The organism is Hymenobacter sp. AT01-02, from assembly GCF_000961955.2.
Taxonomy (GTDB): Bacteria; Bacteroidota; Bacteroidia; order Cytophagales; family Hymenobacteraceae; genus Hymenobacter; species Hymenobacter mucosus.
Genome location: NZ_JZIR02000017.1, coordinates 125,972 through 145,223 on the forward strand (window position 1 = coordinate 125,972; position 19,252 = coordinate 145,223).

General features: G+C 53.6%; 16 protein-coding genes. 8 read left to right on the top strand and 8 right to left on the bottom strand.

From position 1 onward, the window contains the following. Positions 1-58: 58 nt before the first annotated feature. The 3 genes from VI25_RS23990 to xerD form a co-directional block, all read right to left on the bottom strand. Complete coding sequence (locus VI25_RS23990; RefSeq protein WP_082455450.1) at positions 59-3,079, bottom strand: FtsK/SpoIIIE family DNA translocase; 3,021 nt, start codon at positions 3,077-3,079, stop codon at positions 59-61. A 141-nt stretch (positions 3,080-3,220) separates the two neighbouring features. Beyond that, positions 3,221-4,951, bottom strand: a complete 1,731-nt coding sequence (locus VI25_RS08060) for a DUF6044 family protein (RefSeq protein ID WP_045687530.1) — start codon at positions 4,949-4,951, stop codon at positions 3,221-3,223. Positions 4,952-5,073: 122 nt separating this feature from the next. After that, entirely contained in the window at positions 5,074-5,976 is a 903-nt protein-coding gene (gene xerD, locus VI25_RS08065; RefSeq protein ID WP_045687531.1) for a site-specific tyrosine recombinase XerD, read from the bottom strand. A 232-nt stretch (positions 5,977-6,208) separates the two neighbouring features. On the opposite strand from xerD, the gene aroQ reads away from it, so the two are divergent. The 6 genes from aroQ (at position 6,209) to VI25_RS08090 (ending at position 11,871) form a co-directional block, all read left to right on the top strand. Beyond that, positions 6,209-6,655, top strand: a complete 447-nt coding sequence (gene aroQ / locus VI25_RS08070; protein WP_045687532.1) for a type II 3-dehydroquinate dehydratase — start codon at positions 6,209-6,211, stop codon at positions 6,653-6,655. Positions 6,656-6,882: 227 nt separating this feature from the next. Next, entirely contained in the window at positions 6,883-7,950 is a 1,068-nt protein-coding gene (locus tag VI25_RS08075) for an aminotransferase class V-fold PLP-dependent enzyme (RefSeq protein ID WP_045687533.1), read from the top strand. 116 nt (positions 7,951-8,066) lie between these two features. After that, positions 8,067-8,627, top strand: a complete 561-nt coding sequence (locus VI25_RS08080; RefSeq protein WP_045687534.1) for a MarC family protein — start codon at positions 8,067-8,069, stop codon at positions 8,625-8,627. 102 nt (positions 8,628-8,729) lie between these two features. Beyond that, positions 8,730-9,197 (top strand): ribonuclease HI, encoded by a 468-nt coding sequence (rnhA, locus tag VI25_RS08085; protein ID WP_045687563.1) that lies wholly within the window; start codon positions 8,730-8,732, stop codon positions 9,195-9,197. A gap of 125 nt (positions 9,198-9,322) precedes the next feature. Continuing rightward, positions 9,323-11,113, top strand: a complete 1,791-nt coding sequence (locus tag VI25_RS24655) for a hypothetical protein (RefSeq protein WP_152981542.1) — start codon at positions 9,323-9,325, stop codon at positions 11,111-11,113. 35 nt (positions 11,114-11,148) lie between these two features. Further along, entirely contained in the window at positions 11,149-11,871 is a 723-nt protein-coding gene (locus VI25_RS08090) for a tRNA1(Val) (adenine(37)-N6)-methyltransferase (protein ID WP_045687535.1), read from the top strand. 13 nt (positions 11,872-11,884) lie between these two features. Here VI25_RS08090 and VI25_RS08095 read toward each other — a convergent pair whose 3' ends face one another. Both VI25_RS08095 and VI25_RS08100 read right to left on the bottom strand, forming a co-directional pair. Next, on the bottom strand, positions 11,885-13,525 hold the full coding sequence (locus VI25_RS08095; RefSeq protein WP_045687536.1) for an AMP-binding protein: 1,641 nt from the start codon (positions 13,523-13,525) through the stop codon (positions 11,885-11,887). A gap of 549 nt (positions 13,526-14,074) precedes the next feature. Next, positions 14,075-15,430 (bottom strand): saccharopine dehydrogenase C-terminal domain-containing protein, encoded by a 1,356-nt coding sequence (locus VI25_RS08100; protein ID WP_045687537.1) that lies wholly within the window; start codon positions 15,428-15,430, stop codon positions 14,075-14,077. Positions 15,431-15,625: 195 nt separating this feature from the next. Between VI25_RS08100 and VI25_RS08105 the strand changes: the two genes are divergently transcribed. Together VI25_RS08105 and VI25_RS08110 are read left to right on the top strand one after the other, a co-directional pair. Continuing rightward, positions 15,626-16,123 (top strand): cytidine deaminase, encoded by a 498-nt coding sequence (locus tag VI25_RS08105; RefSeq protein WP_045687538.1) that lies wholly within the window; start codon positions 15,626-15,628, stop codon positions 16,121-16,123. 127 nt (positions 16,124-16,250) lie between these two features. After that, the gene (locus tag VI25_RS08110; protein ID WP_045687539.1) at positions 16,251-16,919 is read left to right on the top strand and encodes an alpha/beta hydrolase; all 669 of its coding nucleotides are present in this window, start codon (positions 16,251-16,253) and stop codon (positions 16,917-16,919) included. 67 nt (positions 16,920-16,986) lie between these two features. On the opposite strand, the gene VI25_RS08115 is transcribed toward VI25_RS08110, so the two are convergent. The 3 genes from VI25_RS08115 to ubiE are packed head-to-tail and all read right to left on the bottom strand — an operon-like array spanning position 16,987 to position 19,247. Next, the gene (locus tag VI25_RS08115; protein ID WP_045687540.1) at positions 16,987-17,736 is read right to left on the bottom strand and encodes an SDR family NAD(P)-dependent oxidoreductase; all 750 of its coding nucleotides are present in this window, start codon (positions 17,734-17,736) and stop codon (positions 16,987-16,989) included. Positions 17,737-17,748: 12 nt separating this feature from the next. Beyond that, positions 17,749-18,570 carry a porin family protein gene (locus tag VI25_RS08120; RefSeq protein ID WP_052695021.1) on the bottom strand — a complete coding sequence of 274 codons (822 nt, stop codon included), beginning with the start codon at positions 18,568-18,570 and terminating at the stop codon, positions 17,749-17,751. Further along, complete coding sequence (ubiE, locus tag VI25_RS08125) at positions 18,519-19,247, bottom strand: bifunctional demethylmenaquinone methyltransferase/2-methoxy-6-polyprenyl-1,4-benzoquinol methylase UbiE (protein WP_045687541.1); 729 nt, start codon at positions 19,245-19,247, stop codon at positions 18,519-18,521. The genes VI25_RS08120 and ubiE overlap by 52 nt, the downstream gene beginning before the upstream one ends. Between the last annotated feature and the right edge of the window lie 5 nt (positions 19,248-19,252).

The following is a 19,252-nucleotide window of genomic DNA, read 5'->3' on the forward strand; positions in this document are numbered from 1 at the left end:
ACTTTGTTTAAACAATTGCCAGCGAAATTATGTCCCGCTTGGCTGGTACTACTTGCTGCTATTTAGGCAAGCTATTCAACAACTGTTCCAAACTATATTCGTCAGGAATCAAAACCTCCCGGGCCTTGCTTCCTTCGAATGGCCCTACGATACCAGCGTGTTCTAGTTGGTCGATGAGGCGGCCCGCACGGTTGTAGCCCAATTTAAGACGGCGCTGCAGCAGCGAGGTGCTACCCTGCTGGTGCGTAACGATGACGCGGGCGGCTTCCTCAAACATAGCGTCGCGCTGGCTGGGGTCCATATCTTCGGCGTCGCCGTTGCCACCGCCACTTTCGCCTACTACTTCGGGTAGCTGGTAAGCGTCGGGGTACCCTTGCTGCTCTCCTACGAAGTCACACAAGCTGTCTACCTCCGGCGTGTCAATGAAGGCACACTGCACCCGAATAATATCGGAGCCCTGGGAAATCAGCATGTCGCCCTGCCCTACTAGCTGGTCGGCCCCGCCGGCATCCAGGATGGTCCGGGAATCGATTTTGCTGGTTACTTTAAAGGAAATTCGGCAGGGGAAGTTGGCCTTGATAATACCCGTAATAACGTTTACGGAGGGGCGCTGCGTGGCAACAATGAGGTGAATACCGATGGCACGAGCCAACTGAGCCAGGCGTGCAATAGGCGTTTCGACTTCCTTGCCGGCCGTCATCATCAAATCGGCCAGCTCGTCAATCACTAGTACAATGAAAGGCATGTAGCGGTGCCCCTTTTTGGGGTTGAGGCGGCGCTCCACAAATTTGCGGTTGTACTCCTTAAGGTTGCGGCAGCCAGCGTCTTTCAGCAAATCGTAGCGCCGGTCCATCTCCATGCATAAGGAGTTGAGCGTGTTCACTACCTTCTTGGTATCGGTAATGATAGGCTCGTCGGAGTCGGGGAGTTTGGCGAGGAAGTGACGCTCAATTTTATTGAAGATGCTTAGTTCCACCTTCTTAGGATCGACAAGCACAAACTTGAGCTGGGAAGGATGGCGCTTGTAGAGCAGAGAAGCCAGAATCACGTTCAGCCCTACCGATTTACCTTGGCCCGTAGCACCGGCCATCAGCAAGTGGGGCATTTTGGCCAAGTCGACCACGAACACCTCGTTGGTAATGGTGCGGCCAAAGGCAATGGGCAAGTCCATTTCGGTGTGCACAAACTTGTCGGTATTGAATACCGAGCGGATGCTCACCATTTCTTTTTTCGTATTTGGCACCTCAATACCAATGGTACCCTTGCCCGGAATAGGCGCAATAATGCGGATACCGAGTGCGGCAAGGCTTAGCGCAATGTCATCTTCCAGGCTCTTGATCTTGGAGATGCGCACCCCAGCATCGGGCACAATCTCGTAGAGCGTGACGGTAGGGCCGATGGTAGCCTTGATGCTGGCGATGTTGATGCCATAATGGCCCAGCGTTTCTACAATCCGGTCCTTGTTGGCCTCTAGTTCCTCCTTGGTTACCTGCGCCTTGGCAGGACCATAGTCGTTTAGTAGGTCAAGGGTAGGATACTGGTAGCGGGGCAGGTCGAGGGTAGGGTCGTACTCGCCGGTTGGCATGGCCTCCGCATCTTCATCCTCCTGTGCAATGACGGCCATATCTGCCCCAGCTGCGGGGTCCAGTTCGTGGGCTGTGGCCTCGGGCGCCGTGGCATCTTCTACCTCAAACGACAAGCCGGATGCTACCGACGGAGCTGCGGGCACAACGGGTGCTACCGGTGCTTTTGCTACTGGTAAGGGAGTGGCATCATCCACCAAGTCAGCCATGGACAAAGGCGTGGGTACGCGAGCCGGCACTGGGGGAGCAACCTCCAGGGCAGGTGCTTCCACGGAGAAGCTGGGTCCGCTGGCTGGCACCCCAGCAGTAGTGGCCGGAGCTACCGCACCTGCTAGGGCGGCCCCGGCGGCAGGAGCTACGCTCAGCGGCACTGTGGCCGCTGCCAAGCCCCCAGCACCAACCGCAGCGGCGGCAGATGCCGTAGCCGCTACCGGCGCTGCAACACTAAATGCTGGACTAGGTGAGGCAACCGGGCCAGTGCGCTGGGGCTGTGGCAAGTCTTCCTGGGCTGGTTCTTCCGCTACGGCAGGGCGAGCGGCTAGAGGCCCCACCCGCTTGAGCGTGATGCCCAGCGAATCATCTTTCTCTTTTACTTCCTCCTCTTCAAAAGAAGGCACAGGACGAGCTACGCGGTTGGCCGCGGCCGTGGAAGCACCGAAAGCCGGAGCCGGAGCCACTTCCTCTTCGTCGTCATCCTCCTCTCCCGCGCTGCGGCGCAGGTTCAGATTGAGGCTGGTAACGTTGAAGAAGAACACCACAAAGGAGATAAGCAGGAAGGCCAGCAGCAGCACGGTTCCCCACCCAATGAGACTATTGAGCAACGAAGCCGTTTCGTAGCCAATACCACCGCACAGGAAATCGAGGCTGTGGGCCAAGGCGGGGTCAGCATCGGGGCTTTGGATAGTGAGCACCACGTAGCCGAGCAATACGCTCAGCCAGATCATAGTGAACAGGCTTAGACTCAGCACATACGAAAAGGACACGCCCGCTCGTCGGAAGACAATCTTGTAGCCTAGGAAGAACACAATGGGAATAACGGCGAAGGCTGCCACCCCAAATCCTTTGTAGATGAGGGTTTGAGCCAGCATGGCGCCAAGTAGGCCCAGCCAGTTGCCAGTTTCTTGCCCAGATTCTCTTACTGGCGTACTCCCCACGGTTTCTACCACGCTTTGGTCAGCATGGCCCGTGAAGAGGAACGACAGGAAGGCAATGGTCAGGTAGATGGACCCAATCAGGAAGAAGAAGCCGAGGAAGAGTTGGAACCGTCGGTCGCGCAGAAAGCTAAACAACCCGCCCAGCTGAAATTGGGGAAGTTGCAGGGGCTTGCGGGGCACTTTGGGCACCGGGGCAGCCTTTGCTTCATTACGACGAGGTTCGCGCGCGGGGGCCTCCGCCGGACGGGGCTGGTTACGCACCGGGCGCGGTTCTGTGGGCCGGGGCTCGTTGGAGCGGCCGGGAGCCGTGTTGGGTTGTTGCTTGTAGGTATTTTTAGCCATTCTCACGCACCAAAGCACCAAATCTAGACAATTATGTGATGTGCTGATGGGATGATGTGCTAACGTGGTGATTTAGTGAATTGGTACGAATGTGTACTATCAGCTTGTAGCATTGCATTCGACCTATACTCACCCCCTCCCCTATTGCACCTCGTAGACCCATATATGCCAGTAGGCACCCGCCATGGCATAGTCCCCGGCCAGCCGCAGACCACTCCGGGCTGGGGTAGCAAGCCGGGCAGCCGAAAGCACGTAGCGCCCACCCAGCTTCCGGAAAGCAGCGGCGTTGAACCGCCACTCCCGAATGGTGCGCATGGGTACGGCTCCTACCCGGAAGTTCTTACCTAACTCGGCAGAAAACAAGTAGCATCGGTTGCCCCACGCATCAAAGTAGGTAGCAAGGGTGGGGCTTTGGGCCAACTCATCGGCAATAAGGGGGCGGAACTGGCGCTTATAGGTCAGGGGGTAGTTGTTAAGGTACGCGTCTAGTGTGTAGAACCCATTGAGGGAAGCCACCGCCGGCGGCAGGCCCAAGCTAGCCACCCGATACTGCGCTGGCTCCAACCCAGTACGCGCCTTGACATCGGCTTGAATGCGTTGGAATAGTGAGGGCGCTACGTAGGCCGCATAAGAAGGCTCATTGGCGGGCGCACGGCCCGCTAGGTATCGCAGATTGATAACCCATTCGGTGTTCATAGCCAGCCCGATTAGCAGCTGTAAGCCTACTACAGACCACCGCGCAGCAGCGGACGGTAGGTGGCGTAAACTCAGCACCAGCACAACAAACCAGAGTAAGGGTGTCAGAAAGTGAAACCGGGAAAGGTTGAACGTACGCAGCAAAGGAAGCTGCTTCTGCACCGCTCCCATTAGCTGAGGGTAAAAGCCACAGAACACGGCCGTCAGGCCTAGCACTACTAGAAGGAAGCTTAGTTCTCTAACCAGGGGGTAACGACGAGGCGACGGCGTGACCCATACTGCTAGGCCAGCTGCCAGCACTGGCGCGGCCCGCAGGAAAAGGCCAGCGTGGTACTGGCCCAGCAAAAAGTAGCGGGCACTAGCCAGAATTCCTGCCCCTACCCCTCCGGGAGTTAGCCGGGCGTAGTCGAACTCTACTCGGTGAGGTACAAATTGCCGCTCTATCAGCAGAGAGTAAAGCAGAGGGTATTCCACTACGGCATACAGGAGCGCCATGCTCGCAAGCCCAGCCACAGCCCGCCACGCCACGCGGCCACTCCGAACCGCATTGATACCTAGCACTGCTGCGCCACCCAGCAGCACAAAAGCCCCCGCTAACACCAGATTCGACCAGAGGGGAAAGAGCACCAGAGGCAGCAAGTGCAGCCAACTTGCGCCGGGCCGCCGCAACTGCAGCAGTGCCAGCAGCAGCCACGGCTGCCCTAGCACGGATATTCCGTACATGGAATACAGGGGTAGTATAGCCCAGGCTAAGGCGAGAAGTGCTGCTAGCCCCCGTTGTGCTGGTTTCGGCAGGCCATATTGCCGCACTAGCCTGTACATTCCTAGCAGCGCTACCAACCGCACCAAGAGCTGATTGAGCAGGTAAGCGGTCAGCGGCTCGAAGCTGTTAAACAACAAAACCGTGAGGCTTAAGCCGGGCCGTAGCGCATTGCGAGGCACCCCGTTCATCAAGGCCGGCACTACCGTGGACGCGTGGTAGTCGAGGGCCGTACCCGAACGGGTGAGCAACCAGGGCAACACTACTTCCGTATCTAAGTTATCGTCGAGAGTGACGTAGCTAGCGGAGCCAAGCCAGAGGTAAGGAGCGTGAAAAAGCAATACGGCCACCACTGCCCATAGCAGAGGCAACACCCGGCGGCGCACTGGCACAGGGCGCTCTATAACATCAGGCATCAATGAAACGCAGCATGAGGAAGCGCAAAGGTAGGTAGTAGCAACGCCGGGTTACTAGCCTGCCCGGAACGACAGGACGAGTACTCCAGCAGTGTAAGGCACGCCCACGCCTGCTTTGGGCGTTAGCTGCGCGGGTGAAACTCCGTAATCACCTGTCGTAGGTAGTCCCGGTCGAGGTGGGTGTAGATTTCCGTGGTCGTGATGCTTTCGTGGCCCAGCATTTCCTGCACGGCCCGCAAGTCAGCACCTCCTTCTATCAGGTGGGTAGCAAAGCTGTGCCGAAATGTGTGCGGGCTGATGGTCTTGCGGATGCCTGCCCGGTCGGCGGCGGCCTTGATGATGTGAAACACCATCACGCGGGATAACTTGGTACCCCGCTTGTTTAAAAACACGATGTCTTCGTGCCCTGGCTTAATATCGAGGTGAGCCCGTATGCCTTGCAGGTAAAACCCAAGGTGCTTGAGGGCGTCGCGACCAATGGGCACGAGGCGTTCCTTGTTGCCTTTACCCGTTACACGCACAAAGCCCTGGTCGGCGTACAGATTAGAGAGGCGCAGTTCCGTTAGTTCACTCACGCGCAGGCCGGAGCTATACAGCACCTCCAGTATAGCCCGATTGCGCGTGCCCTCGGGCGTGCTCAGGTCAATAGCACTTAGTAGCTGCTCTATTTCGGGGTAGCTGAGCGTATCAGGAAGCTTGCGGCCGGTTTTGGGCGTTTCTAGCGTATCGGTAGGGTCCAGCGTGAGCAGGTCCTCCATGATGAGGTAGTTGTAGAAGGCTTTGATACCTGAGAGCGTGCGCGCCTGCGAGGTGGCCGTCATGCCCAGCCCACCAAGCCACGAGAGAAAGTCGCGCAGGATGCGGGTGGTGACTTGTTGGGGGGAGGCCGGCAGCTTTTCCAGCTCTAGGTACTGGCGCAGCTTCTGCACGTCGCGCACATAGGCCTCCACGGAGTTAGCGGAAAGAGACTTTTCGAGCTGCAAGTACCCCTCGAACTGTTTGATGCTGATAGACCAGGTAGACATGCGGGCAAAGATAGCCGTACTACTCCCCCTTCAAGCCGTATTGGGCTTTTCGTTCTGCTACCGGTACGTGCTCGTTGGCCATTGCGCCTGCGGAAAGCAGCCGAACTAGCGGATAGCTGGTTTTTTAGCCAGGCCGCCAGCGGCTTACGTCATTTGTTCACCATTTTGTCAGAACAATACCTAGTATTGGTCTTTTTAGCTAGTACATCTCTCCGCGCTCTTCTTTGTTCTCATGCAAATCCTCCTCCTCAACGGCCCCAATCTGAATTTGCTGGGCCGCCGCGAACCAGGCATCTATGGCACGCGTTCCTTTGACGACTACCTGCCCGAATTGCGGGAAGCTTTTCCGCAGTTTGAGCTAGCCTACTTTCAAAGTAACCACGAGGGTGAGCTGATTGACAAATTGCACGAAGTGGGCTTCACCTACCATGGCATTGTGCTGAATGCCGGCGGCTACACGCACACCAGCGTAGCCCTTGCCGATGCCATAGCCGCAATTAGCTCACCGGTAGTAGAAGTTCATCTGAGCAACCTGCATGCCCGCGAGGAGTTCCGCCAGAAAAGCCTCATTGGCCGCAACTGTGTGGGTAGCATCAGCGGCTTCAAGCTCGACAGCTACAAGCTAGCGCTCCATTACTTCGACGGCTTGCGCCCGCGGCGGGTGGGGTTCAAGGTGTAACGCACTGCCATGGCACCTGTGCCTGTGGCAGTGCCGGCCACCGTGCTCCAAACGGCTTAGAGCAACAGCAGCAGTTTCTAAGACGGAAACCGTGGTGTTCAGCGTTAGGGGGTAGCTAGCGCTGCGCCGCTGAGTATTCTTTCATGTCACTTTCTTGCAGTAGCGCCGCTGCCCCTGCGGCTAGCGTCCTACCTTTGCGCTTCCATTTCCTGTAGCCTTCTCTTTCTATGTATACGTTCAATCCCGGCCCTTCCCAAGTATATCCGCAAGTGCGTCAGTACCTGCTTGATTCCTTTGACCAGGGCTGGCTTTCTGCCCAACACCGGGGCGAGCGGTTTGTGCAGCTCATGCGCGAAACCATCACGGAGCTGAAAAATAAGCTCAACATCCCGCAGGACTACACCATCTTCTTCATGAGCTCGGCCACCGAGTGCTGGGAAGTATTAGTGCAAAGCCTCACTCCTACCAAGAGCTTCCACTTGTACAATGGTGCTTTTGGCGAGAAGTGGCTGGACTATGCTAAAGCCCAGCGCCCAGCATCTACGGGCGTGCAGTTTGGCATTGATGAGCTACCCAATTTGCAGAATCTGCCGGGCCTTGATGAGGAAACCGACCTTGTCTGCATCACGCAAAACGAAACAAGTACGGCCACCCAGCTCCGCGACGGCGCCGTACTCAACATCTACAACCGCCTACCAGGCAATGCCCTTCTGGCCGTAGATGCCACGTCCTCCATGGCAGGCATTCAATTGAAGTACATCAAGGGAGATATTTGGTACGCCTCGGTGCAGAAATGCTTTGGCCTACCCGCAGGCCTGTCCGTTATGTTGCTCTCACCGCGAGCCATAGAGCGCATGCGCAAAATCAACGAGCGGGCGCATTACAACTCGCTCACGGCCCAGTACGAGAAGATGCTTAACTTCCAAACTACCCACACCCCCAACGTGCTGGGTATCTATCTGCTGAACCGCATCATCCACGACCGTCCCGCCATCAAGGTCACCCACCAGCACCTTGTGGATCGGGCCACCAAACTCTACGACTACTTCGACCAAGCAACCCAACTTACCCCTCTCATCACAAATCCAGAAGCCCGCTCTACCACCGTCGTTGGCCTGAAAGCCCCGGCTCCGCTCATTGACGAAGTGAAGCGCCGGGCTTTGGCTCAGGGCCTGCAACTGGGTAGTGGCTACGGCAACTGGAAGCCTACCAGCTTGCGCATTGCCAACTTCCCAGCCATTCCCGATGCAGCTTTTGAGCAGCTGGTGCAGTTTTTCGCCCGCGAGTTTGCGTAACGGATAGTTTAACTGAGGAGGTGGTCTAGTTGGTAGTTAGCAGAGTATAGTAGCCTGTCGACTACCAACTAGACTATCTCTTACCTGCGCTATAGTTTCTTCCTCACCTACCCCCAATGTTTAGCCTCAAGGAAATATTCTCCGTCACGCTCACGCTGTTTGCTGTCATTGACATTCTGGGTTCAATACCTATTATCATCCAAATTCGACAGCGCGAGGGTAAAATTCACTCCGAAAAAGCCACAATGGTGGCTGGAGTGCTGATGGTCGTATTTTTATTTCTAGGGCAAAGTATTTTATCCCTATTTGGGGTTGATTATCAATCATTTGCCTTGGCTGGCGCGGTTATCATCTTTCTTATCGGGATGGAGATGGTACTAGGAATTGAGCTGTTCAAGCATAACCCGCTCACGTCCTCGGGCTCCATTGTTCCGCTGGCTTTTCCCCTTATTGTGGGTGCCGGCACCATGACAACCCTGCTTTCGTTGCGGGCGGCGTATTCCTTGCCCAACGTGTTGGTGGGTATTGCCCTCAACTTGGTGTTTGTGTATATCGTGTTGAAAGGCAGCGCTTGGATTGAGCGTAAAATTGGCAAAGCTGGAGAGGATATTCTCCGCCGTGTGTTCGGCGTGATTCTACTGGCAATTGCCATCAAGCTGTTTAAATCGAATTTTTAGGTTCTTGCCTTCAGCTCTCGGCACTACTAAGCAGTAGTGCTATTAAGTAGCTGCTTGGCAAGCCCTGTGGGGCGCACGTCCGCCTTAGACCTGTTTCGCAGTATGATTCATTTGTTTACCGACGGCTCCTCCCGGGGCAATCCTGGCCCTGGGGGCTACGGGGCCATTCTGCGCTTTGGCCAGCACGAAAAGGAACTCACCCAAGGCTTCCGACTCACGACCAATAACCGCATGGAGTTGCTAGCGGTGATAGTAGGTCTGGAGGCCATCACGCGCCCTGAGCTACCCATCACAGTCGTCACTGACTCAAAATACGTGGTGGACGCGGTAGAGAAGAAATGGGTATTCAACTGGCTCAATAAGCCCGATTTTGGAAAGAAAGCCAACGAGGATTTGTGGCGGCGCTTCGTGAAAGTGTACCGTCAACGGAACGTACAATTTCGCTGGGTACGCGGCCACAATGGACACCCAGAGAACGAGCGGTGCGACCAACTAGCCGTGCGTAGCGCCACGCAGGGCCCCTTGCTAACGGATGAAGGCTACGAGTTGATAGAGGCCCGCCGCGCTTAGATACCACTGCCAATTCTACTGAGTCTCATTGAGATACTGACCTTATCTATCATAAGATTAAGTAGCTCGGCGGTGTTATTTTAGGTTTCACCAACATCATATAATAGACTTGCTTTTCTATTAGCATGCAACAAACCAAATTTCTATGGATAACAGGATTAATTTCACTTACTGTTATCAGTGTATATCTTACTTTGTTGCTTCACTCTCATTCTTATCAAGCATTCCTACGCTTCGCAGATATAGAATATAATAATACATTTTATCACGCTACTCCTTACGTAACAGGCACTACATATTCTATTTTCAGAGCTTTTCTTTCTATCCTATGTATATGCGCCCTATTTGTATTACTACATGCATGCGCAAAGCGAAACACCATATACACGGAGTTAGCACACTTACGTAAGGAAAGTCGTGCAGCACGCCTTGAGCTATTTATTGCGTGGAATAGAACGAGTTATAATCAGCGGCTGATAGTACTTCTCTTGGGCAGCAGCGTGCTAATAGCCAGAGTTTTTTATTTTTTCAATTATCCAGTTAGCGATGATGAAATTACATCTTATAATTTCTTCGTCAGTAAAGGCATTACGTACGTTAGCAGTTATTACCCCTTGCCGAATAATCATATACTATACAATAGCATTTGCTGGATTTTTCATCAGCTACATGTCAATTTCTACTGGACTAGCCGCTTACCTACTTTGCTAATTAGCGGAGCGGGCACTTACCTAGTCTATTTATTGCTACTACGCTTTAGCAATTTTACTATTGCCACATGTGCTGTTTTTATATTTTGCTTCTCTCCATATGGCTTAGAGTACGCATTTGTTGGCCGCGGGTATTTTTTATTATTTTACTTAGCTAGTATCAGCTTCTTCGCTGGTATACAACTGATCTACGAACCAAATAAACACAAGCGCCTTTCTTGGTTTAGCATTATAAGTAGCAGTATACTGGGGTTTTATACTGTTCCTACATTCCTGTATCCGTTCTTATCATTAGTAGTAGTCTTAACAATATCATTTGTAAAGCATAAGCGCAAGAATGACATTCTTAACCTTGCGGTAGCTTGCGCTATCATCGCGCTTTGCGGAACATTACTCTACACTCCTGTTCTAGCAGTTTCTGGTCTACAGTCACTAATCGGCAATAAGTATGTAGCAGCAAAAAATGCACATGAATTTTGGGCAACATTTCTGCCATTTTACTCCTATTCAGAGGGCTTCATTACTGGGCAAGAAAGATTAGGAATTTGGTTTACTGCGTGTATAATTATCGTTTGTGTTTATGTTCTTCAAACTGAAAAATCCAGCAAGATTAGATTACTAGGAATAATATCCTGCGCTTATGTACTGTTACCATTCTTATTTGTCGTGGCGCAGCGTGTGCTAACTCCAGCCCGAGTTCTATCTTATCGGGTTCTCTTTCTGGCACTTTTGTTTGGAATCTGCTATGATAGATTGAGTAACGTATTATTTCACTCACGCCGTGTGTGGTTAGTACTCATACCGATAGGCATTTTTCTATATGGGATTTACGGAATATTTCATACGGAGCAACGTATCTATCCGCTGAGGGTAGCGGACCAGCGTATTCATACAGTATATCAGCTGCTACACGCCAAAAACTCACGGCGGATACTAGTGAATTCGCGAGACTATGTGTTACTGCTATATCATTATCTCCATCAGCAAGATCCTTCTATAATTATCAATACTGAGCCGCAGCCGAGCACTGCCTATGAATATGCTGTTATTGACTACGACAAGCACCCTCCAAATTTTGTAGGTCTGTCTGCTAAGGAAGTATATCATGATGGCTATGTGCGCGTCTTCTCTTACCACGTGCAACAGTCAGCAGCACATTTACCTTATCAGCAAATTTTAGAAAAAACTAAATCCGCATATCGGTAGCGGCAACCTTCAATTCCTCCCTTTTTCTTTTCGGCGTGTCAAACTCCTACTTTCAGTTTAAGCAGTTTCGTATTGAGCAAAGCAACTGCGCTATGAAAGTATGCACTGATGCGTGCGTGCTAGGCGCGGTTGCTGGTTTGGAAGGCGCTTCGCGTATTTTGGACATTGGTACTGGCACCGGCTTGTTGGCGCTTATGGCTGCTCAACGGGCGCCGGGGGCTTGTATTGAGGCAGTGGAGCTTGACCCAGCCGCTGCTATCCAAGCGGCAGCTAATTTCAAGGCTTCTCCCTGGACAAACCGGTTGCAACTGCATCCGCAGCCTTTGGCACAGTTTGCAGCTAGTCAACCTTACCCCTTCGACTATATTATCTGCAATCCTCCTTTCTTTCGGGATTCACTTCGCTCACCGAGTGCGCAACGTACTACTGCCCGCCATACGGCAGAAGACACCCTCACCTTTACGGAGTTAGCGGCTTTCGCAACCAAATTTCTTACTCCTGAAGGGCAACTTACGGTGCTACTACCTCCCCCAGAGATGGAGCACTTTGTGCACGCCGCAACAGTTTGTGGATTGTGGCCTCGCAACAGAATAGTACTTGTACATCGTAGGGGCAGCAAGCCGCAACGGCACATCCTGACGTTTACCCGGCGCCCAAGCGAAGTGGCCGAGCGAGTATTGCCAATTAAGGCGGCCGATAGTGATACCTATTCGGAAGAGTTTCAGACGCTGCTTACTCCGTTTTATCTGCATCTATGACGGTAGCGGGAGCCTAAGCGGTTTTTATGAGCGCCGCATCACCTAGACCCAATTCCTGAACAGAATGTTCGCGCATGATAAACTTCTGGATTTTGCCCGTCACCGTCATAGGGAAGTCATCTACAAATTTCCAATAAGCGGGAATTTTGAAAGTAGCAATGCGCCCCCGGCAGAAGTCACGCAACTCATCGCCCGTTACCGTGCAGCCATCCTTGATTTTTACCCATGCCATTACCTCTTCGCCATACTTAAAGCTTGGCACTCCAATTACTTGTACATCAAGTACCGCTGGGTGCTGATAGAGAAACTCTTCTACTTCACGCGGGTACACGTTTTCGCCGCCCCGCATAATTAAGTCCTTGATGCGGCCCACGATGTTTACGTATCCGTGCTCAGAGATAGTGGCCAAATCGCCCGTGTGCATCCAGCCGGCGGTGTCAATGGCCGCCCGGGTTGCTTCGGGATTGTTCCAGTAGCCAAGCATAACGGAATAGCCCCGGGTGCATAGCTCGCCGGGCGTGCCACAGGGCACTACGTTGCCTGTTTCGGGGTCTACTACCTTCACTTCCAGGTGTGGATGTACGTGGCCCACGGTACTTACCCGCTGCTCTAGTGGGTCGTCGGGGTAGCTTTGCGTTGATACGGGTGAGGTTTCCGTCATTCCATAGCAGATGGTGACGTCGCGCATGTTCATGAGTTGCTGCACCCGCTTCATTACTTCTTCGGGGCAGGGTGAGCCCGCCATTACTCCAGTCCGCAGAGAGGATAAGTTGAAGCTACTGAACGCTGGGTGATCTAACTCGGCTATGAACATAGTGGGCACACCATAGAGTGAGGTGCAACGCTCTTGCTCTATGGTGTGCAAGGTAACCAATGGGTCGAACGCCTCGCCGGGTACTACCATGCAAGCTCCGTGCGATACGCAGGCCAAGTTACCGATAACCATTCCGAAGCAGTGATAGAATGGCACTGGAATGCATACCCTATCTTGCTCCGTATAGCGCAAAGTTTGCCCAATGAAGTAGCCGTTGTTGAGGATGTTATGGTGGGATAGGGTGGCACCTTTAGGGAACCCGGTAGTCCCGCTAGTATATTGAATGTTGATGGGGTCATCGAACTGTAGCGTGGCTTCGCGCTCGGCCAGCAGTTTATTGGGTTGAGCATTGCCGCGGGCTAGCAGGTCGTCCCAGTCATCATCCAGTATCAACACGTATTCTAAAGCCGGGCACTGAGACTGTACCTGCTCCAAAAGAGCTTGGTAGTCCGTCAGACGAAACTTGGCGGCAAGCAGCAGCACGCGGCACCCCGCCTGATTTAAAGCATACTTCAGTTCTTCGGCTCGATATGCTGGGTTAATGTTAACGAGAATGGCGCCCGCCCGCGCCGCGCCAAACTGCGTCACCACCCATTCGTACCGATTGGGCGACCAAATCCCGACCCGTTCTCCAGCTTGCACTCCCAGAGCCAGCAGCCCTTTTGCTAGGGCTCCGGTTTGCTCCCACAGCTCGGCATACGTGGCACGATAGCCCTGCTGGGCTACCACCAAGGCCTCTCGGTCAGGAAAAAGCGTTACTGTGCGGCGGAGGTTTTCACCAATAGTTTCGCCTAGCAATGGCCTAGTGCTCGTGCCACTGAGGTAGGAAGATGTGCGCATGAGAACAGAAGATCAAGACCGACAATGCGTAAAAGAGTTGAAAGTACAGCCCAGCCCTAGCTATACCAGCACTGAATCGGAGGTTTTACTATTTCAAACAAACAGCTACTGCGCCTAATCTATTGTCTTGTATTCTGTTGCCAAGCTGAATAGTGGAACCACCAGAGCGTCCGGTAGTGGATGTCTTTTCCCACAAAAAGCGAGTAGCATACTCGTGTGACGTCAGAACTCAATGGCCCTAAAATAAAAGAGCCGCATCCAAAATAGGTGCGGCTCCCGTGCAATAGGTGGTGGCGACGGAGCTGGGTCATATACATTGAGCCAGCGGTAGCATATCTCTAAGCAAGTTGATCTATAACCTCGCATTACGAGCGAGCGAAATGGCAACCCGAAAAGTAGAATTGTGCTTACCACGTAAATATAAGATGATGAAATTGTTTCCCAATCAAAATGGGAATATTATTTCTTGCTTTGCTCATTTTGGGACACTACCCTTACCCCGCACGGTAGTAGCGCATGCACTTCATAAGGTTAGAGAATCTAAAGAGTTTACTGCGTAACAGTTTGCTTGTTTTCTACAAAGTGGATGCCGTACTGAGTAGCTAGCTCGTGCAAGATGGGTTCGTATAACTCGGCGCTGGTAGGAATAACGACTCCACGCTGCGAGACATGTCCTTGCAATAAACGTCGTACGGCTATTCCCACCGGTAAACCAACTGTTTTTGCCATTGCAGTATGAATACTATCATCCCCAAGCACTACTAGGGAAGATGTGTGGTGGTACAGTACACCACCTAACGTGTACCTGAATAAATGCTGCATCACAATCATATCCTGGTCTGTAGGTTCTAGCTGCCATTTCGCCGTAAGTAGCCGCTCCAGTAACTGAGCAGGTTTGGCGTTAGCAAGCCCTACGGGAACGTCGGAGAATATACCTAGCCATGCGAGGCGCTGCATCTCCGGCGAGTCTGGAGCTAAACCTAGGTGCTGGGCCGTACGAGTGGCCAGTAGTAAGGAATGGTCGGCTGCTTGAGGTAGATAGGCCGTTACCAGTTCGGACCAAGTCATGCTGGCCGCGTTGCCAAGATGTACTGCATCGTCGGTGAGCCCCAGCAGCACCAAAGCGTGCCAGGCGGCGCAATAACCTGGGCGGCGCAGCGTACCGCGCAAAATCGTTGGAATGTCGTGGAGGCCGTATGGTGCACGGTAGCTCAGCGAATCACGGTTGGCATAGCCTTCGAACTCCCCGTAAGTAGGAATACATAGAAGCTCTGTGCGAGCAAACAACTGCTGATACGGAATGAAACGGGGCTGTCCGCCATCCAAGAATTTGGCCGTTCCTTGCCCAGCCAGCACCACATTACGCGGATTCCAGGTGAACTTGTAGCGCCACGGGTTGTCGCCTTCCGAGCCAGGGGCCATCAGCCCGCCGCAGTACGACTTAAAGGACAACAGTTCCCCTCCCTGGGCCCGTACTTCGTCTATTACCTGCATGGCCGACATATGATCTAGGCCAGGATCGAGGCCGCATTCCATTAGTAGGACAAGACCTGCGGCCTGCGCCTGCTCGTGTAAGGCGTTGATTTCTTCACTCGCGTAGCTGGCCGTTACCAAATGACATTGAAAACGCAGGCAGGCGCGTGCCACCAGCGGATGAAAAAGCGCCGGAAGCATCGAAATGACTACCTCGGCCTGCGAAATCAACTCTTCCAGGCGGGCATTGTCTTCCACGGCAAAGGGCACGGCCTGCGCATAGGCCGCGTGAGGAAGTAGCAAGGCGCGCACAGGCGCTGGGTTCACGTCGGCCACAGTTACCTGCCAGCCTTCTGTAGGGGCGTGATGCAACAAGTACTGGAGTAACGAAGAGGCTGAGCGGCCAGCGCCAAGAAGCAGAATACGGGACATAGATGCCGAGGAAGGAGAAATGTCAAACAGGAACCAATAATCGGAAAAACCCAGCAACTGTTGGGCCGCCTACGCGTGCTCCTATCACGCGGTACACAATGCACTCGTGCATCCAAGAAAAAATGGTACATTCACCGCCCCTTTCACTAACCGGGGCCGCCTGTCGGCGCCGGTGCGTTCTTTTTAGCCCCGCCGATGGCCCAACCGCTCCACCTGACTATCACTGTGGAGGTACTGGCTTCCGAAGCCGACCTAACCCCTGCCGAAACTGCCACGTGGCAGGCCGCCCGCGCCGCCACGGACCACGCTTACGCGCCTTACTCGCACTTTCACGTGGGCACGGCCCTCCTACTCGACGATGGCACGCTGTTCCGGGGTACAAACCAGGAAAATGCGGCTTTCCCTTCTGGTCTTTGCGCTGAACGCACTGCCTTGTTTGGACTAGCCGCCACCCAGCCTGAACGCCGTATCCTGGGCATGGCCGTAGCCGCCCGTCCCGCCAACGGTGAGTTTGTTGCGGTAACGTCCTGCGGCGCTTGCCGACAAGTGATGGCCGAATACGAACACCGCCAGCGCCAAGCTATTCCGCTACTGCTACAGGGCCCAAACGGTAGCATCTACCGATTCAAGTCGCTCTCTGATTTGCTACCCTTGGGTTTCACTCCCGACGACCTCCCCTCGCCTAATCAATAACCATAGGAAGCACAGCTCTTGTGCGGTTTCCTTGGCACCAAGGCTCACCTGTGCTAGTTGGCACTCTGGTGTACGCACCTTTTGCTGCAGTCCAGCTTGACTTTTCTTTCTCGCTTTTACCTTCCTAATGGCGGCTCAGGAGCATCATTTTTCCGTTACACGTACGGCCCGATACTATCAACTGGGAGAATTATCAGCGGCTACCAAGCGGGTATGGTTTGTATGCCACGGATACGGTCAGTTGGCAGCGTACTTCATCCGTCACTTTGCCCATCTTACCGTAGCTGACCCGGAGTTGGTAGTCATTGCTCCCGAAGGCTTATCGCGCTTCTACCTCCAAGGAACCGGCGGACGCGTGGGTGCTAGTTGGATGACGAAGGAAGACCGCCTAACGGAAATAGAGGATTACGTGGCTTACTTAAACCAACTGACCACGGCCACCCTCCCCCTAGCGGCAGCTACTGTACAGGTTACAGTATTGGGCTTTTCGCAAGGTGCTGCCACGGTGGGGTGTTGGCTGGCTCATGCCTCATTCCGTCCTGCGCATCTCGTGCTTTGGGCCGGGGCTTTCCCACCAGATATGGAGCCTTTTACTGCTTCTCGATTGCTAGAGCAACTGCCCGTAACACTGGTCTGCGGCACCGATGATGCGTACGTTTCTACCACCGACTTAGAGCAGCAATACGCCTATCTTTCCAAGGTAGGCGCAACACCTATTGTTATCCGCTTTTCCGGGTCCCATACCCTAGATGCCGACGTTTTGCTGCGCCTCCAAGCAATGGAGAAAGCTCTTTAACACCGAAAAGCCCCGCCATCGTTTAAACGATGGTGGGGCTTTTCTACATGGTGTGTGCAAGCACCAGCTACTCCTTGCGAATGGTAGCGGCTGCGCCTTGCGCAGCCGGCAGGATAAGTACCTCAGCAATGTTTACATGGGCTGGGCGCGTTACCATGAATTCAATCAGGTCGGCTACGTCGCTAGCTCGTAGCGGCTCAAACCCTTTGTATACCGTGGCAGCCCGCTCCTTGTCGCCTTTGAAGCGCACCTCGGAAAACTCGGTTTCTACAGCTCCTGGATTTACTTCCGCTACCCGAATGTGCTGGGGCAGCAAGTCTAGCCGCATGCCTTTCGTAAGGGCTGCTACTGCAGCTTTGGAAGCACAATAGACGTTCCCATTGGCGTAGGTTTCGTGCCCGGCAATAGAGCCAATGTTGATGATGTGTCCCGTCTTGCGGCGCGTCATAGATGGAAGCACTGCCCGGCTTACGTACAACAAGCCTTTCACATTGCCGTCGAGCATATCATCCCAGTCTTGGGGGTTGCCTTCTTGAATAGGCGATAAGCCGTGGGCGTTACCAGCATTGTTGATGAGGACATCAATATCCTGGAAAGCAGCCGGTAGGGTTTGTACTGCCGCGTCTACGGCAGCCCTATCTCGCACGTCGAAGGTGAGCAAGTGGGTAGGAACGTCCCCCAACTCCTGTACCAAGGCCTCCAGCCGCTCGCGCCTACGACCCGTGAGCACCAGTTGGAAACCCGCGCGACCCAGCGCTACTGCTGTGGCCCATCCAATTCCGGAAGAGGCGCCAGTGATAAAAGCGGTTTTACGCATGACAACGCAGACCTAGCGGCCCGAATAAATATTTAAGTACAACGTTACGGTGTTGCTCTTCATGCTCTGAAGGCTTCGGCTGTATACGTCCGTACCAGGTTCCAGGAGGTTTTTCAGGCCGTGTGAAAATCGCAGTTCCGGCGAGAACTTAAAGAACGGGTAGAACAGATCCAGCCCTACCCCATACTCGACAGCAAAGTCGGAACTAGCGGCCCGCAGCAGGTTCACTTCCGGGTCTTTGCGGCGGTTACCGATGTTAAAATTTGGGTTTACCCCGCCCACTAAGTACACCCTAGTGTTACGCCGACGCTGTGATTTGAGCTTAAGCAGCAGCGGCATATTCACTTGCGTAGCGCCAATTTCTTGGGTGGTGATTTCCTCTGGGTCAGAAGGATACTGCGTGGTATTTTGTGAGTAGCCATACGGCTTAAACTCAATACGTCGCGTCATGAAGCTTACCCCAGGGGCAAAGTTGAAGCTGAGGTAGTCCGCTAGCCGAACATCAGCCAAAAAGCCCACCGTGAACCCAGGACTGATGATAGAGTTAGCCGAAACCCCTTGGCTTGGATACCCCGGAGCTTGCTCAATCTTATAGCGCGAGAAGTTCGGTGCTACGTGCATGCCGAGGTGCAGCGCCCGGCTGTCGTACCCCGGAAGGTTTTCGGTTGTTACTGATTTTACTTGTCCATTTTTTCCTCTGCTGGCGCTACTACGACTTTTCTTTTGCGCCTCGGCTGCAAAAGGAATAGTAGCAGCTGCTAATGCCAGCAGAGCCAGCCGGCCTACTTTTGCGCGGTATAGATGGAGCTGATGCCGAACGTGAGGGGTTGCCATGCGGGAGTAGTAAAGCCAACCTTTCGCAGAATAGCCAGAAAATCGGGCCCGTCGGGAAAGGCCTGCACCGATTCGGGCAGGTAGGTATAGGCGGAATTGTCTTTGGAAATCAGTTTACCAAACACCGGCAAGATGCGCCGGAAGTAAAAATTGTATGCTTGTTTGAGCGGGAAAGCCGTAGGCTTCGAAAACTCCAGCACCACCAGCTTGCCACCAGGCCGCAAAACGCGGCGCATTTCGCTGAGGCCTTTTTCTAGGTTCTCAAAGTTGCGCACGCCAAACGAAGCCGTCACCGCGTCGAAATGGTTGTCAGGAAATGGCAAGTTTTCCGAATCGCCCAGCTCCAGCTGAATACGGTTAGCAAGGCCTTTTTCCTGGAGCTTGCGGCGACCTACTTCCAGCATACCTTCCGAAATATCCACGCCTGTTACGTGGGCATCGGGGGAAGCAGCACGCAGCGTTTCAATGGCGAAATCCGCCGTGCCGGTAGCAATATCTAAAATGCGAGCGGGCCGGAGTTGCTTTAGCTCTCCCACAGCCTTGCGCCGCCAGTAGATGTCAGTACCAACGCTAAGGAAGTGATTCAGAAAGTCATACTTCCCAGCAATGCTGTTGAACATGTGTGCCACCTGCGACTTCTTGTCGGCGGTGTCATCTTTGTAGGGTACTACGGCCATAGTGC

Bases quoted from the DNA above. Each gene is read 5' to 3' on its own strand.
- VI25_RS23990 (WP_082455450.1), bottom strand. From the start codon at position 3,079: ATGGCTAAAAATACCTACAAGCAACAACCCAACACGGCTCCCGGCCGC.
- VI25_RS08060 (WP_045687530.1), bottom strand. From the start codon at position 4,951: ATGCCTGATGTTATAGAGCGCCCTGTGCCAGTGCGCCGCCGGGTGTTG.
- xerD (WP_045687531.1), bottom strand. From the start codon at position 5,976: ATGTCTACCTGGTCTATCAGCATCAAACAGTTCGAGGGGTACTTGCAG.
- aroQ (WP_045687532.1), top strand. From the start codon at position 6,209: ATGCAAATCCTCCTCCTCAACGGCCCCAATCTGAATTTGCTGGGCCGC.
- VI25_RS08075 (WP_045687533.1), top strand. From the start codon at position 6,883: ATGTATACGTTCAATCCCGGCCCTTCCCAAGTATATCCGCAAGTGCGT.
- VI25_RS08080 (WP_045687534.1), top strand. From the start codon at position 8,067: ATGTTTAGCCTCAAGGAAATATTCTCCGTCACGCTCACGCTGTTTGCT.
- rnhA (WP_045687563.1), top strand. From the start codon at position 8,730: ATGATTCATTTGTTTACCGACGGCTCCTCCCGGGGCAATCCTGGCCCT.
- VI25_RS24655 (WP_152981542.1), top strand. From the start codon at position 9,323: ATGCAACAAACCAAATTTCTATGGATAACAGGATTAATTTCACTTACT.
- VI25_RS08095 (WP_045687536.1), bottom strand. From the start codon at position 13,525: ATGCGCACATCTTCCTACCTCAGTGGCACGAGCACTAGGCCATTGCTA.
- VI25_RS08100 (WP_045687537.1), bottom strand. From the start codon at position 15,430: ATGTCCCGTATTCTGCTTCTTGGCGCTGGCCGCTCAGCCTCTTCGTTA.
- VI25_RS08105 (WP_045687538.1), top strand. From the start codon at position 15,626: ATGGCCCAACCGCTCCACCTGACTATCACTGTGGAGGTACTGGCTTCC.
- VI25_RS08110 (WP_045687539.1), top strand. From the start codon at position 16,251: ATGGCGGCTCAGGAGCATCATTTTTCCGTTACACGTACGGCCCGATAC.
- VI25_RS08115 (WP_045687540.1), bottom strand. From the start codon at position 17,736: ATGCGTAAAACCGCTTTTATCACTGGCGCCTCTTCCGGAATTGGATGG.
- VI25_RS08120 (WP_052695021.1), bottom strand. From the start codon at position 18,570: ATGGCAACCCCTCACGTTCGGCATCAGCTCCATCTATACCGCGCAAAA.
- ubiE (WP_045687541.1), bottom strand. From the start codon at position 19,247: ATGGCCGTAGTACCCTACAAAGATGACACCGCCGACAAGAAGTCGCAG.